This window comes from Sphingomonas sp. HF-S4, assembly GCF_032911445.1.
GTDB classification, from domain to species: Bacteria; Pseudomonadota; Alphaproteobacteria; order Sphingomonadales; family Sphingomonadaceae; genus Sphingomonas; species Sphingomonas agrestis.
The window spans coordinates 1916845-1930351 of the sequence record NZ_JAWJEJ010000001.1 but is presented as its reverse complement, the minus strand read 5'-3'; the positions used below and the strand labels follow the sequence as shown (position 1 = coordinate 1930351).

Annotated in this window: 16 protein-coding genes; 10 read left to right on the top strand and 6 right to left on the bottom strand. The window is 66.1% G+C overall.

Annotation, left to right across the window (positions count from 1 at the left end):
• Position 1: 1 nt before the first annotated feature.
• Positions 2-670 (bottom strand): phage shock protein PspA, encoded by a 669-nt coding sequence (gene pspA / locus RZN05_RS08395; protein ID WP_317226166.1) that lies wholly within the window; start codon positions 668-670, stop codon positions 2-4.
• A gap of 104 nt (positions 671-774) precedes the next feature.
• Positions 775-921: a hypothetical protein gene (locus RZN05_RS08390; protein ID WP_317226165.1), complete on the bottom strand. Its 147-nt coding sequence runs from the start codon at positions 919-921 to the stop codon at positions 775-777.
• Positions 922-1057: 136 nt separating this feature from the next.
• On the opposite strand from RZN05_RS08390, the gene pspF reads away from it, so the two are divergent.
• On the top strand, positions 1058-2095 hold the full coding sequence (gene pspF / locus RZN05_RS08385; protein WP_317226164.1) for a phage shock protein operon transcriptional activator: 1038 nt from the start codon (positions 1058-1060) through the stop codon (positions 2093-2095).
• A 92-nt stretch (positions 2096-2187) separates the two neighbouring features.
• Positions 2188-2802 carry a superoxide dismutase gene (locus tag RZN05_RS08380; RefSeq protein ID WP_317226163.1) on the top strand — a complete coding sequence of 205 codons (615 nt, stop codon included), beginning with the start codon at positions 2188-2190 and terminating at the stop codon, positions 2800-2802.
• 199 nt (positions 2803-3001) lie between these two features.
• Here the strand turns inward: RZN05_RS08380 and RZN05_RS08375 are convergent, their stop codons facing one another.
• Genes RZN05_RS08375 through mtaB form a run of 3 tightly spaced genes read right to left on the bottom strand, consistent with a single transcriptional unit; the run spans position 3002 to position 5762 of the window.
• Positions 3002-3625, bottom strand: coding sequence for a septation protein A (locus tag RZN05_RS08375; RefSeq protein ID WP_317226162.1), 624 nt, complete (start codon positions 3623-3625; stop codon positions 3002-3004).
• A complete protein-coding gene (gene ftsY / locus RZN05_RS08370; RefSeq protein ID WP_317226161.1) occupies positions 3622-4572 on the bottom strand; it encodes a signal recognition particle-docking protein FtsY in 951 nt (316 codons plus the stop codon). The genes RZN05_RS08375 and ftsY overlap by 4 nt, the downstream gene beginning before the upstream one ends.
• Positions 4569-5762 (bottom strand): tRNA (N(6)-L-threonylcarbamoyladenosine(37)-C(2))-methylthiotransferase MtaB, encoded by a 1194-nt coding sequence (gene mtaB / locus RZN05_RS08365; RefSeq protein WP_394804795.1) that lies wholly within the window; start codon positions 5760-5762, stop codon positions 4569-4571. The genes ftsY and mtaB overlap by 4 nt, the downstream gene beginning before the upstream one ends.
• Positions 5763-5791: 29 nt before the next feature.
• Here mtaB and RZN05_RS08360 point away from each other — a divergent pair, with 29 nt between their 5' ends.
• Positions 5792-6370: a DUF924 family protein gene (locus tag RZN05_RS08360; RefSeq protein WP_317226159.1), complete on the top strand. Its 579-nt coding sequence runs from the start codon at positions 5792-5794 to the stop codon at positions 6368-6370.
• Here the strand turns inward: RZN05_RS08360 and RZN05_RS08355 are convergent.
• Positions 6345-7970: a putative bifunctional diguanylate cyclase/phosphodiesterase gene (locus RZN05_RS08355; RefSeq protein ID WP_317226157.1), complete on the bottom strand. Its 1626-nt coding sequence runs from the start codon at positions 7968-7970 to the stop codon at positions 6345-6347. The genes RZN05_RS08360 and RZN05_RS08355 overlap by 26 nt on opposite strands.
• A gap of 268 nt (positions 7971-8238) precedes the next feature.
• Between RZN05_RS08355 and ffh the strand changes: the two genes are divergently transcribed.
• The 7 genes from ffh to RZN05_RS08320 all read left to right on the top strand — a co-directional run bounded on the left by ffh (position 8239) and on the right by RZN05_RS08320 (position 13507).
• The gene (gene ffh, locus RZN05_RS08350) at positions 8239-9723 is read left to right on the top strand and encodes a signal recognition particle protein (RefSeq protein WP_317226156.1); all 1485 of its coding nucleotides are present in this window, start codon (positions 8239-8241) and stop codon (positions 9721-9723) included.
• Positions 9724-9756: 33 nt separating this feature from the next.
• Entirely contained in the window at positions 9757-10248 is a 492-nt protein-coding gene (gene rpsP / locus RZN05_RS08345; protein WP_317226155.1) for a 30S ribosomal protein S16, read from the top strand.
• Positions 10249-10305: 57 nt separating this feature from the next.
• Positions 10306-10455: a hypothetical protein gene (locus tag RZN05_RS08340; protein WP_317226154.1), complete on the top strand. Its 150-nt coding sequence runs from the start codon at positions 10306-10308 to the stop codon at positions 10453-10455.
• 30 nt (positions 10456-10485) lie between these two features.
• Positions 10486-10977, top strand: coding sequence for a ribosome maturation factor RimM (gene rimM, locus RZN05_RS08335; protein ID WP_317226153.1), 492 nt, complete (start codon positions 10486-10488; stop codon positions 10975-10977).
• Positions 10974-11696: a metallophosphoesterase family protein gene (locus RZN05_RS08330; RefSeq protein ID WP_317226152.1), complete on the top strand. Its 723-nt coding sequence runs from the start codon at positions 10974-10976 to the stop codon at positions 11694-11696. Before rimM ends, RZN05_RS08330 begins: the two co-directional genes overlap by 4 nt.
• Before the next feature lie 223 nt (positions 11697-11919).
• On the top strand, positions 11920-12774 hold the full coding sequence (locus tag RZN05_RS08325) for a hypothetical protein (protein WP_317226151.1): 855 nt from the start codon (positions 11920-11922) through the stop codon (positions 12772-12774).
• Positions 12775-12925: 151 nt separating this feature from the next.
• Positions 12926-13507 carry a glycine-rich domain-containing protein gene (locus tag RZN05_RS08320; protein ID WP_317226150.1) on the top strand — a complete coding sequence of 194 codons (582 nt, stop codon included), beginning with the start codon at positions 12926-12928 and terminating at the stop codon, positions 13505-13507.

Here is a 13507-nt window from a genome sequence, read left to right as displayed (position 1 = left end):
CTTACGCTCCCTTGTTCAGCCGCGCCTTCAGCGCTTCGAGCTCGGCATCGACCTTCTCGGACGAGCGCAGCTCGGCGATCTCCTCCTCGAGCGTCTTGGGCGCAGCGCCCAGGCCTGCCGCATCGGCGCGGCCCTCGGCGAAATCGACCCGGCGTTCGAGGACATCGAAGCGCGAGAAGGCGTCCTGCATCTTCGACCCGTTGGTCATCTCGCGCAAGCGGGTGCGGTTGTTCGCGCTCTCCAGCCGGGCGACCACCGAGTTCTGGCGAACCCGTGCCTCGCGCAGCTTGTTCTGGAGCTTGGTGATGTCCTCTTCCGAAGCCTTGAGCGCCTCGTCGAGCACGCCGATCTCCTGGCTGAGCTGGTCGCACATGTCCGCAGCCTTCTGCTTCTCGACCAGGGCGGCCTTGGCGAGGTCCTCGCGGCCTTTGCTCAGCGCCAGCTCGGCCTTCTCGGTCCAGCTCTCCTGGAGCTTGTCGAGCTTGGCGATGTGGCGGCGCATTTCCTTCTGGTCGGCGATGGTGCGGGCAGCGGAGGCGCGAACCTCGACCAGCGTCTCTTCCATCTCGAGGATGATCATGCGGATCATCTTGGCCGGGTCCTCGGCCTTGTCGAGAAGGTCGGTGACGTTGGCGGCGATGATATCGCGGGTTCGCGAGAAGATACCCATTCTAACACTCCTTCGTATTAGGGACCGCCGGGAGGGATCTAGGGGGTGACCCTCCCGGCGGGTTTCCGCTCACCGGGGCGGGTGAGCGGGGAGACTTCGTGGCCTCAGGCGATCGCCGGGCCGACTGCGCCGGCCATCAGGATGGCGCTGGCGAAGAAGGCGACGGTGATGGCGAGGAAGGCGTTGCGTGCATTCTTGGCTTCGTAGGTCATGATCTTGTCCCTGAACCTGGTGTTGTGTCTGCCCGTCATCGGGCTTGCCGACATCTTTGCAGAAGCCGTGCCAATTTACGGAAACCGCAGAAATCCGCCGTTTTTGCCATTCATCAGGCATTCGGGCGCCGAATATCACTTGCCAAGTATTGGGAAAATTCGCCAAAGGTTCGGCATGGAGCGCGCTACTCAAGTCATCGGCCAATCCGGGGCCTTTCTCGATGCCCTCGAGCGCGCCAGCCGCGCCGCGGCGCTGGACCGTCCTGTCCTCGTGATCGGCGAGCGCGGGACCGGCAAGGAACTCGTTGCAGAGCGCCTCCACCGCCTCAGCCCGCGCTGGGACCAGCCGCTGATCGTGATGAATTGCGCGGCGCTGCCCGAGACGCTGATCGAGGCCGAATTGTTCGGGCACGAGGCGGGCGCGTTCACCGGCGCGACCAAGGCGCGGGCGGGACGCTTCGAGGAGGCGCATCGCGGCACGCTGTTCCTCGACGAGCTCGGCACGCTGTCGATGGCGGCGCAGGAGCGGCTGCTGCGCGCGGTCGAATATGGCGAAGTCACGCGGATCGGCTCGTCGCGGCCCTTGAACGTCGATGTGCGCATCGTCGCGGCGACCAACGAGCATCTGCCCGACAAGGTCGACAAGGGGACGTTCCGCGCCGACTTGCTCGATCGGCTGAGCTTCGAGGTGGTGACCCTGCCGCCCTTGCGTGCGCGGCGCGGCGACATCGAGGTCCTCTCCGAATTCTTCGGGCGGCGGATGGCATCGGAGATCGGGCTGGCCGACTGGCCGGGCTGGGGCCCCAACGCGCTCGACACGCTGATGACCTATGACTGGCCGGGCAATGTCCGCGAGCTGCGCAACGTCGTCGAGCGCGCGGTGTATCGCTGGGAGCGCGAGGGGCCGGTCGATTCGATCGAGATCGATCCGTTCAAGTCGCCCTTCCGGCCGAAGACGGCTACGGTTGCGGCAACCGCTTCCACGCCGGCGGCGGCTGCGCCCATGCCGGCCGAGGAGGCACCGCCGACGGCGGTGTTCGACGGCGGCACCGACTTCAAGTCGCGCGTGAACGCGTTCGAGCGGCAGGTGCTGTCGCGCGCGCTGGCGGAGCATCGCTACAACCAGCGCTCGACCGCCGAGGCGCTGGGGCTGACCTATGACCAGTTGCGGCATGCCTTGAAGCGTCACGAACTGCTGGGGGCGGGGGGCTAAAATTTCGCGCTCGGTGCGCTGGCGAAATGAAAACTGCGGAGCCATATGGCGTCCATCGCGTTGCCCATTCGAACCCCGAGAGGAGAACCAACATGGCCTTCGAACTGCCGCCGCTGCCCTATGCCTATGACGCGCTGGAGCCGACGATCGACAAGGAGACGATGACGCTCCACCACACCAAGCACCACGCGGCCTACACTGCCAAGCTCAACGAAGCGGTGGCCGAGGATCCCAGCCTCGAAGGCAAGACGATCGAGGAGCTGCAGCAGCAGATGGGCAAGGCTCCGGCCAAGCTGCGCAACAATGGCGGCGGCTATTGGAACCACGACTTCTTCTGGAAGACGATGGGCCCGAACGGCGGCGGCGCCCCCAGCGGCGCGCTGGCCGAGGCGATCGATGCCAAGTTCGGCTCGCTCGATGCACTCAAGGAGCAGTTCAACACCGCGGGCGCCAACCAGTTCGGCTCGGGCTGGGCGTGGCTGATCGTCAACGGATCGGGCGAGCTCGAGATCACCTCGACCCCGAACCAGGACAACCCGCTGATGGACATCGCGCCGGTCAAGGGCACGCCGATCCTGGGCAACGACGTGTGGGAGCACGCGTATTACGTGACGTATCGCAACGACCGTCCGGGCTATCTCAAGGCCTGGTGGAACGTGGTGAACTGGGACGAAGTCGCGAAGCGCTACGAAGCCGCCAAGGGCTGAGCTTTCTGCGAAAAAGGCAAAAGGGGCGTCGGACGCAAGTCCGGCGCCTTTTTTATTCCCTCTCCCCTTGTGGGAGAGGGAGTGAGCCGATGAAATCGGCGGAAGGGTGAGGGGGAGTGTGTCTTGAGTGACGTCCCCCTCATCCTTCCCACTGCTTCGCAGCGGGCCCCTTCCTTCTCCCACAAGGGGAGAAGGAGTTTCAGCCCTCCGGCGGGATCGGGGTGTCTTCGGGCTTTTCCAGCTGTAGTCCGTGCTTGAGCAGCATCGGAATGTTGAGCATCGCGAAGACCAAAGTCATCGGGATCACCGCCCAGGTCTTGAAGGTGACCCACTGGTCCCAGGTCAGCACCTGGCGCATCGCTTCGTTGAGCACTGCCATCGCGATGAAGAAGCCGGTCCAGTTGATCGTCAGCAGCCGCCAGCCCTTGGCGGAAAGCCCCGGATAGGCGGTCTCGAGCAGCGACTGGAGCAGCGGCTTCCGCGCGATCAGCCCGTAGCCCAAGATCACCGCGAACATCGTGTAGACGATCGTCGGCTTGATCTGGATGAAGGTCTGGTCGTGGAACCACAGCGTCAGGCTGCCGAACACGAGGACGAGCGCGCCGGTGATCCACAGCATCGGCGAGATGTGGCGCGCCTTCCACCAGCTCACCCCCATCGCTACCGCCATCGCTACCATGAAGGCGACCGTCGCGGTCATGATCCGCTGGATCTGGAGGCCGGGGGCATAGCTGTTGACGAGGAAGAACACCGCCAGCGGACCATAATCGATCAGCATGCGTATCCCCGGCGAGAGCGGCTTGCGGGTTGCAGACTCGGTCATGCGGGCTTCCGGGGCGAGAGGAGGTCTTCGACGCCGGCGATGATCCGCGCGACTTCGCTGGGGTCGAAGCCCCGGAGATCGTCGACTTTCTCGCCGACGCCGATCGCGTGGATCGGCAGGCCGTATTTCTCGGCGGCGGCGACCAGGACGCCGCCGCGCGCGGTGCCGTCGAGCTTGGTCATGACGAGGCCGGTGACGCCGGCGACTTCCTTGAACACTTCGATCTGGCTCAAGGCGTTCTGGCCGGTGGTGGCGTCGAGGACAAGGACGACGTCGTGCGGTGCCTCCGGGTTGAGCCGGCCGAGCACGCGGCGGATTTTCGCCAGCTCGTCCATCAGCTCGCGCTTGTTCTGGAGGCGGCCGGCCGTGTCGACGATCAGCACGTCGATGCCGGTGGCGGTCGCTTGCTTGACTGCTTCGTAGACGATCCCCGCGGCGTCGCCGCCCTCCGGGCCGGTGACGATCGGCACGCCGATCCGCTCGGCCCAGGTCTTCAATTGCCCGATCGCGGCGGCGCGGAAGGTGTCGCCCGCGGCGAGCATCACGCCGTAATCCTGCTCGATCAAATTGTTGGCGAGCTTGGCGATCGTGGTGGTCTTGCCGCTGCCGTTGACGCCGATGACGAGGATCACCTGCGGGCGCGGGAATGCCTCGATCTCGAGCGGCCTGGCGACGGGGGCCAGTGCCTTCTCGATCTCCTCGGCGACGATCAGGCGAATGCCGAGCTCTTCGAGATTGCGCTCATACTGCCCCTCGGCGAGGCGGACGCGGACCCGCGCGGCAGTGGCGGGGCCGAGGTCGGAGGCGATCAGCGCCTCCTCGATCTCGTCGAGCGTCGCATCGTCGAGCCGGGCGCCCGACAGGCCGGCGAGGTTGCCGAGCAGGCGGTCGGAGGTTTTCTTGAAGCCGCCGAGCAGCTTGTTGTGCCACGAGGGATTGCTGCTCATGCGATCAGCTTTCCGTCCTGCACGGCCTTGATGGTCACGGTCACTATCTCTCCAACGCGGGAATGCGGCAGGCGGACTTCGGCGAAGTTGCCGGCATGGCCGCGGTCGCCAGGGCGCTCTATCAGCACTTGCTGGGTGCTGCCTATCAGGCTTTGCAGCCAGCGCGCACGGCGCGCCGCGGCAGCCTCGCGGAGGCGGGCGGCACGCTCTTTCACAATTTCCTTCGCAACCTGCGGCATCCGCGCGGCGGGGGTGCCCTCGCGCGGGCTGTACGGGAAGATATGCGGATGGACGACGTCGCAATCGTCGAGCAGCGCGAGCGTGTTGGCGAACATCGCTTCGGTCTCGGTGGGGAAGCCGGCGATCACATCGGCGCCGATCGCGATGTCCGCGCGTGCGGCCTTCAGCCGCTCGACCAGCGCGACGCTCTGCGCGCGGCTGTGGCGGCGCTTCATCCGCTTGAGCACCATGTCGTCGCCCGCTTGTAGCGAGAGGTGGACATGCGGCTGGAGCCGCGGTTCCTGGGTGAGCAAGGCGAACAGCCGGCCATCGATCTCGACGCCGTCTAGCGACGACAGCCGCAGCCTTTGGAGCCTGGGCACATGCGCCAGGATGCGCTCGACCAATTGGCCGAGGCTCGGCGCGCCGGGGAGGTCGGGGCCGTAGCTTGTCAGGTCGACGCCGGTGAGGACGATCTCGGCATGGCTCTCGGCGAGCGCGGCAATGCGATCGATCACCGCGCCCGCCGGCACCGAGCGGCTGTTGCCGCGGCCATAGGGGATCACGCAAAATGTACACCGATGTTCACACCCGTTCTGCACCTCGACGAACGCGCGCGCATGGGTCGAGAAGCTCGCGGCAAGGTGTGGCGCAGTTTCGCGCACTGCCATGATGTTCTGCACCCGCACAGGATCGGCCGCCGCCCATGCCGCGGGTGCGAGCTTTTCGGCATTGCCGAGGACGCGGTTGACCTCGGGCATCGCCGCGAAGGCCTGGGGATCGATCTGCGCCGCGCAGCCGGTGACCACCAGCTCCGCTTCGGGCCGCTCGCGACGCGCGCGGCGGATCGCCCGCCGCGTCTGCTTGACTGCCTCGTTGGTCACCGCGCAGCTGTTGACCACGATCGTGTCGCGCCCCGAAAGCAGCGCACGGATCGACTCGCCCTCCGCAAGGTTGAGGCGGCAACCCATATTGATGATCTGAGGCGAGGAGGCGGGCATTGGCGAGCGATCTAGGGACGGCGGCGGCGGAAGTCCACGCGAAGGCGGAGGAAGTGCTCGGCTTCTGGTTCGACCGGCTGACGCCCGAGCAATGGTTCGCCAAGTCCGACGAACTGGACAGCGAGATCCGCGAGCGATTCGAGGCCATGCGCGTAGAGGTGCTCGAAGGCGGTGCCGCCGGATGGCGCGACGACCCGCGGACCCTGCTCGCCGCGGTGATCCTGCTCGACCAGTTCAGCCGCAACGTCCATCGCGGCACCGCGGAGGCGTTTGCCGCCGATCCCCTGGCGCAAGCGCTTGCGAGCGTCGCGGTCGAGCGTGGCTGGGACCGCGAGATGACTCCCGAGCAGCGCCAGTTCCTTTACTTGCCCTTCGAGCATGCCGAGGACCGCGAGATGCAGGCGGTGAGTCTCAGCTGCTACGAGGCGCTGGGGCTCGAGGAGGCGCTCGATTATGCGCGCCAGCATGCCGAGGTGATCGCACGCTTCGGCCGCTATCCGAGCCGCAACGCCGCGCTCGGGCGCGTATCGACACCCGAGGAAGAGGAATATCTCAGCCAGCCAAACGCTGGCTGGTAACGGCCACTGGGGCGTCGATCGGGCTCGAATGGCGCAGCAGGCGGCGCTCGGCGAGCAGACGGCGCGCGCCGGCGATCGACAGCGGCTTGCCGTAATGCCAGCCCTGCGCCTTGGCGCAGCCGATCGCCTTGAGCCGCTGCTCGATCGCCCCATCCTCGACGCCTTCGGCGGTGATCGGCAGGTTCAGGCTCTCGCCCAGGCTGATGATCGCATTGACGATCGCGGCCGAATCCGCGCTTTCATTGAGCGACATGATGAAGCTCTTGTCGATCTTGATACGGTCGAACGGCAGCGCGCGCAGGTGCGCGAGCGACGAATAGCCGGTGCCGAAATCGTCGAGCGCGAGCTGGACGCCCTGGTTCTTGAGACTGCCGACGATCGACTGCGCCAGCGCGAGATTGTCGAACAATGCGCTCTCGGTAATCTCGACCTCGAGCCGGTTGGCGGGAAAGCCGGTCTCGGTGAGCACCTTGATGATCTTCTGCGCCAGCCACGCGTCGCGGAGCTGCCAGGGCGAGATGTTGATCGAGACGCTGAGCGACGGATCCCAGTCGCGCGCGGCGAGCAGCGCCTGGCGCATGATCGACAGCGACAGGTCGCCGATCATGCCCGTCTCCTCGGCGATCGGGATGAAGAGTTCCGGGCTGATCGTGCCGCGCTGCGGATGCTCCCAGCGCGCCAGCACCTCGAAGCCGTGGAGGCGGCCAGTGATCAGGTCGATCTGCTGCTCGAAATAGGGAACGACTTCCTGACGGGGAATCGCCAGGCGAAGCCCCGATTCGAGATCGTTGCGAATCTGCAGGTCGCGCTCCATCGACTGGTCGAACCAGGCGAAGCGGTTCCGGCCGGTCTTCTTGGCCTGATACATCGCGATGTCGGCAGCGCGCATCAGCGCATCGATCCCGGCACAGTCGAAGTCCGAGCGCGCGATGCCGAGCGAGCATGAGATGTGGAGGCGGAGCCCCTCTGCCTCGAACGGCTGCGCCATGCGACTGACCAGCTTCTCGGCGATCCGCTCGACCGTGCCGGGCTCGGCGGCGTCGAACAGGAAGCCGCAGGCGAATTCGTCGCCGCCCAGCCGCGCGGTGAGCGCGATCGGCGGCATGAAGTGGGCGATCTCGCTCGCGACCGCGCGGAGCAGCGCGTCGCCCACGGCATGGCCGTGCATGTCGTTGATCGTCTTGAAATGATCGAGATCGAGCATCACCAGCGCCATCGCCTTGCGGCGGCGCTGGGCGCGGGTGAACATCGCGGCGCCTTCCTCTGCGAGGCTGCGGCGATTGAGGAAGCCGGTCAGCGGATCGCGGCTGGCGAGCTGCTGCGCGCGCTCCTCGGCGGCGGCGCGGATCTCGAGCTCGTGGCTCAGCGACGCATGGCGGCGCCAGCCGAGCAGGATCAGCGCGACGTTGAGCAGCAGCGCGATCACCAGCGGCTGCGCCACCGGCTCGCCGCCCTGGAGATAGAATTGCAGCGTCTTCGACAGCACGGCGCTGCCGATGCCGACGAACAGCAGGATCGCGGCGATGCTGATCGCACCGGTTAGGAGGTTGGGGCGTGCGGCCCGGCCCTGCATCGTATCTTTCTCTACTTCCAGCGACATTGCCGGTGCCTGCCCCCTCGACGACTAGCGCGTTATTGCCACGGACGCGGTATAGATCGCGTTACGCGGCGTGCTTTCCCAAACCTTACCGGGCGCTGGCGAGGCGAAGGTTGCGCTTTCCGCGATCCAGGGCTATGAGCGCCCCCGACCGTTCCGTGGAACGCGAACATTGGGCACCCCAAGGGGTGACGCCGGCCGACGAGGTTTCGTCCGCCGGCGTGTTTTGCGTTTGGCGGAAGTTGGTCCGGAATTGGAGTGTTTTGGTCCCATGTTCGACAGTCTGAGCGATCGGCTAGGCGGCGTTTTCGAGCGGCTGCGCGGGCGTGGCGCGCTGGGCGAGGCCGATGTCCGCACCGCGATGCGCGAAGTGCGGATCGCGCTGCTCGAGGCCGATGTCGCGCTGCCCGTCGCGCGCGACTTCGTCGAGAAGGTCACCGAACAGGCGGTCGGCCAGAACGTGCTGCGCTCGGTCACCCCGGGGCAGCAGGTCGTCAAGATCGTCCATGATGCGCTGGTCGACATGCTCGGCAGCGACACCGCCGAGCTCGAGATCGCGGTCACCCCGCCGGCGGTGATCATGCTCGTCGGTCTTCAGGGCTCGGGCAAGACCACGACCACCGCCAAGCTCGCCAAGCTGCTCAAGAAGGACGGCAAGAAGGTGATGATGGCGTCGCTCGACGTCAATCGCCCGGCCGCGCAGGAGCAGCTTGCGGTGCTCGGCACGCAGACCGAAGTCGCTACGCTGCCGATCGTCGCGGGGCAGACCCCGGTCGAGATCGCCAAGCGTGCGATGAGCGCGGCGAAGCTCCAGGGCTTCGACGTGCTGATGCTCGACACCGCGGGCCGCCTCCACGTCGACCAGGCGCTGATGGACGAGATGAAGGCGGTGTCCGACATCGCCAATCCCGCCGAGACGCTGCTCGTCGTCGACAGCCTGACCGGCCAGGACGCAGTCAACGTCGCGTCGAACTTCTCCGAACAGGTGCCGCTCACCGGCGTGATCCTCACCCGCATGGACGGCGACGCGCGCGGCGGCGCTGCGCTGTCGATGCGCGCGGTCACCGGCAAGCCGATCAAGTTCGCAGGCATGGGCGAGAAGCTCGACCAGATCGAGCCGTTCCATCCCAAGCGCGTCGCCGGCCGGATCCTCGGCATGGGCGACGTCGTGTCGCTGGTCGAGCGCGCCGCCGAATCGATCCAGGCGGAGGACGCCGAGCGGATGGCCGGGCGGCTCGCCAAGGGCCAGTTCGACATGAACGACCTGCGCAGCCAGCTTGCGCAGATGCGCCGGATGGGCGGGCTCGGCGCGCTCGCCGGCATGATCCCCGGCATGAAGAAGGCGCAGGCGGCGATGGCCTCGGGCGCGGTCGACGAGAAGATACTGCTCCGCATGGATGCGATGATCGGATCGATGACGGTCAAGGAGCGCGCCAAGCCCGAACTGCTCAACGCCAAGCGCAAGATCCGCGTCGCCAAGGGCAGCGGCACGACCGTCCAGGACGTCAACAAGCTGCTCAAGATGCATCAGGAGATGCAGAGCGCGATGAAGCGCTTGAAGAAGATGGGCGGCCTCAAGGGCATGCTGGGCATGCTCGGCAAGGGCGGTCCCGGTGGCGGCATGGGCGGCGTCGGCAATGCGCTGGGCGGCCCCGAAATGGGCGAGATGATGGGCAAGATGGGCGGCAGCCTTCCGGGACTTCCCGGCGGCGCCAGTCTCCCGCCCGGCTTCGAGAATTTCCTGAAAAAGAAGTAACTTGAACTTAGATTGTAAGAAGGAAGATTTGTAATGGCACTTTCCATGCGTCTCTCGCGCGGCGGCTCGAAGAAGCGTCCGTACTACCGGATCGTGATCGCCGATGCGCGTTCGCCCCGTGACGGCAAGTTCATCGAGAAGATCGGCACCTACAACCCGCTGCTCGCCAAGGACGACGAAAAGCGTATCGTGCTCGACGGCGAACGCGCCAAGCATTGGCTGAGCGTCGGCGCGCAGCCGACCGACCGCGTCGCCCGCTTCCTCGACGGCCTCGGCGTCAAGGAGCGCACCGCGAAGAACAACCCGAACAAGGGCAAGCCCGGCGAGAAGGCCGTCGAGCGCGCCGAGGAGCGTGCCGAGAAGGCCAAGGCCGCCGAGGAAGCCGCTGCAGCAGCCGCCGCCGCGCCTGCTCCCGAGCCGACCGCCGAGGAAGCGACTCCCGAAGCCGCGCCGACCGAGGAGGCCGCTGCCGAGGCGCCTGCCGCCGAGGAAGCTGCTGCCGCCGAAGAAAAGTCGGAAGGCTGAGGCACTTGCCGGTTCTCCTGCGTTCTGACGGACGAGATATGTCCAGAGGAGCGCAGGATGGCCAGCAAACCCGATACCGGTCCGGATGCCGACGAGCGTGAAAACCCAGGCGGTACCCAGACCAACCCTGCCGGCGCATCAACCGATGCGCCTGCGGAAGGCGGCGACGATACGCCGCCGGAGCAGCCGGGCTCCCCTGAGGGGTGATGCCCGCTGCGTGCTGACGGGGCGGGCGGCATGAGCGCCGACCGCCCCGTCACGCTCGCCGGCGTGATCGGCGCGCACGGCATTGCCGGCGAAGTGCGCTTGAAAGTCTTCGCCGACGATCTCGCCAGCTACAAGAGCTTCAACGGCGGCGCGCTGACGCTCAAGAGCCTGCGCACGGGCTCGAACGGCGCGATCGCGCGCTTCGCCGAGATCGCCGACCGCAACGCCGCCGAGGCGCTGCGCGGCACCCAGCTCACCGTCCCGCGCTCGGCGCTGCCGCCGCTGGGGGAGGGCGAATATTACCATGTCGACCTGCTCGGGCTGCCCGCCGTCTCGGACGCGGGCGAGGCGCTCGGCACGGTGGTGGCGATCGACAATTACGGCGCGGGCGACGTGCTCGAGATCGAGCGCCCCGGCGTAGAAGGCCGGCCCGGCAAGCGCTTCATGGTGCCGATGCAGCCTCAGGCTGTGCCCGAATGGGATGCCGAACGGCTGGTGATCACCGCGAGCTTCGTCGAATGAGCCGCATTGCGGTTCTTTCGGACATCCATGGCAATCTTCCCGCGCTCGAAGCGGTCGCGGCCGACGCCGCGCTGCGCGGCTGCACCGGCTTCGTCAATCTGGGCGACAGCCTGTCGGGTCCGCTCTGGCCCGCCGAGACCGCCGACTGGCTGATCGCCCGCGGCTGGCCGACGATCGCAGGCAATCACGAGCGCCAGCTGCTCGAAGTCCCGCTCGAGCGGATGAACGCCTCGGACGGCTTCACCCGGCCGTTGCTCTCAGCGGCGGTGCTGAGCTGGCTGGCGACCCTGCCCGCGACGCTGGCGCTGGGCGACCTGTTCCTCTGCCACGGCACCCCGCGCAGCGACGTCGAACACTTCCTCGAGACCGTCGAGCCCACGGGCCTGCGCCGCGCCAGCGAGGCCGAAGTCGCCGAGCGGCTGGGCGGGCAGGGCGCCGCGCTGACGCTGTGCGGCCATTCGCATATCCAGGGGGAGTTTCGGCTGCTGGACGGCCGCCGGATCGCCAATCCCGGCAGCGTCGGGTTGCAGGCGTTTCATGACGACCACCCTCATGCCTATGTCGTCGGGAGCGGCGATGTTCGCGCGCGCTACGCGATCGTCGAGGATCGCGATGTGGCGTTCCATGCCGTCGCCTACGACCACCAGGCCGCCGCTGCGAAGGCGGCGGGGGAGGGGCGCGAGGATTGGGCGCGGGGGCTGGTTACCGGTTGGGTCTGAGTGGGCAGCCGCGGGATTAGGTCGCAACGCATCGCGGCTGCCGCTCTCTCGAGCCAAAGCAACGGGTTTGAGCCAGTGGGGACATTTATTTGTATCGAATTAGCCACCATTTTGCGTGATGAATTGTGAATTACTGCTCTGAAATAGTGTGAACTATGCGGGAGTCGGCTCGGACGATTGCGGAAACGTTTCCGTCGCTGATACTTATCGGAGGGGGAGGCCAATGCTTAGCATTTCGCAGTGGTGGGTCGGACTTGCGGTTGAACTTCAAGCAGCGCTTATTGGCGCTGGCGCCACGGCGGGCGCTGCGATTTTCGGTGTCTTGGCCGTCATCGCTCAAGTCAGATCGCAAGGTCGGCAATCACGCGCAGCTATCGCGGAAACTGAGCGAAGAAAGATCAACGCGGCGCTATATGAGGACGCGGTGTTGATCTGCCGTGGCCTCGCGGACGCGTCAATCGGGTTAAGCACCAAGCTTCACATTATGAACATGGAGATTGAAGTGGCCGCACGGGCGGAAGCCGCCGCGCTGGCCTACAATCTTCCGACCGCCCGCTTTCCCATGTTGAGCGCGCTATATGGTGAGTTCACGGATTCAGCCCTACGCTTCATATTTCTGATCGAGAATCGGCGTGTCGTTGATCCGCGCATTTTGATCTTCCGCACTGCCATGAGCACCGTCCTGCACGACAGCCGCAAATTGATGTTCTCGGACTTCGTCCTGCACGTCATGCCCGCACTACCCACGGACAGTCCCGATGGCGGGATATTTCCTTACAAGCCGCCGAGCGTTGAGGGTGCGCGGGCTATCCGCGCATACAGCGACCAACTGATCCAGGCGGTGGATGACACCACTGCCTACACGGAAGATTTCCTAACGGAGATGCAGAACGTCTTGCTTGGCGATCTTTACGGGAACCACCTCGAGCCTCGACAGCCTCTGGACCCAGCGCGGAAGGCGGTAACGTTGGACCGGGCCCAGGAACTGGAGGCCTGGTTTACGACCAACACTGCCTGGGGCGTTGAGGCAGCAAGGGTAGAAGCCGAAACGCGTCAGCGCTTTCTACCGAGGCAATGAAGCAACATGGGCACGAGTCTGGATGAGCTTTGTCGTCATGTCGTGAACATCTAGAAGCTGTCCCTGGAATTCCGACGCTTTGGCACTCGCCCGATTTCGCTAGAGGATTTGTCACAAATCCTAAATATCCACCCACTACGTAGGCATTCGAATGCGAAAGGCCCCTGGTCCTGCCGCTGAAGCCCCGGACCACCCGATCTGGTCGGCGCTCTCTTATTACACCTTCGGTCCCGAGGACGCCTCGCTCCCCTTTGCCGAGCGGCTGGCGCGCGACAATGGCTGGTCTCGGGCGCATGCCGAGCGGGTGATCGAGGAATATCGGCGCTTCGCCTTCCTCGCGGTCACCGCGGGGCATCCGGTGACGCCTTCCGATGCGGTCGACCAGGCCTGGCATCTCCACCTCACTTATAGCCGCGACTATTGGGAGCGCTTCTGCCCCGGCTTGCTGGGGCGGCCGCTGCATCATGGCCCCACGGCGGGCGGCGCGGACGAGCAGCATCGCTATTTCAGCCAATATGCCGAGACGCTGCGCAGCTATGAGCGCGTCTTCGGCCGGCCGCCCGCGGATCTGTGGCCCGACGCGGCGCAGCGGCTGAACGAGGACCACAAGGCGCGCCGCGTGCATCCGCGCGACGCGTTGATCGTGCCCCGCAGGGTGGTGCGGATCGTGTCGCTGACCGCTGTCGCGATGCTCTTCGCGCTCGCACTCGGGGCGCTCTTGCTGAGGAGCTGA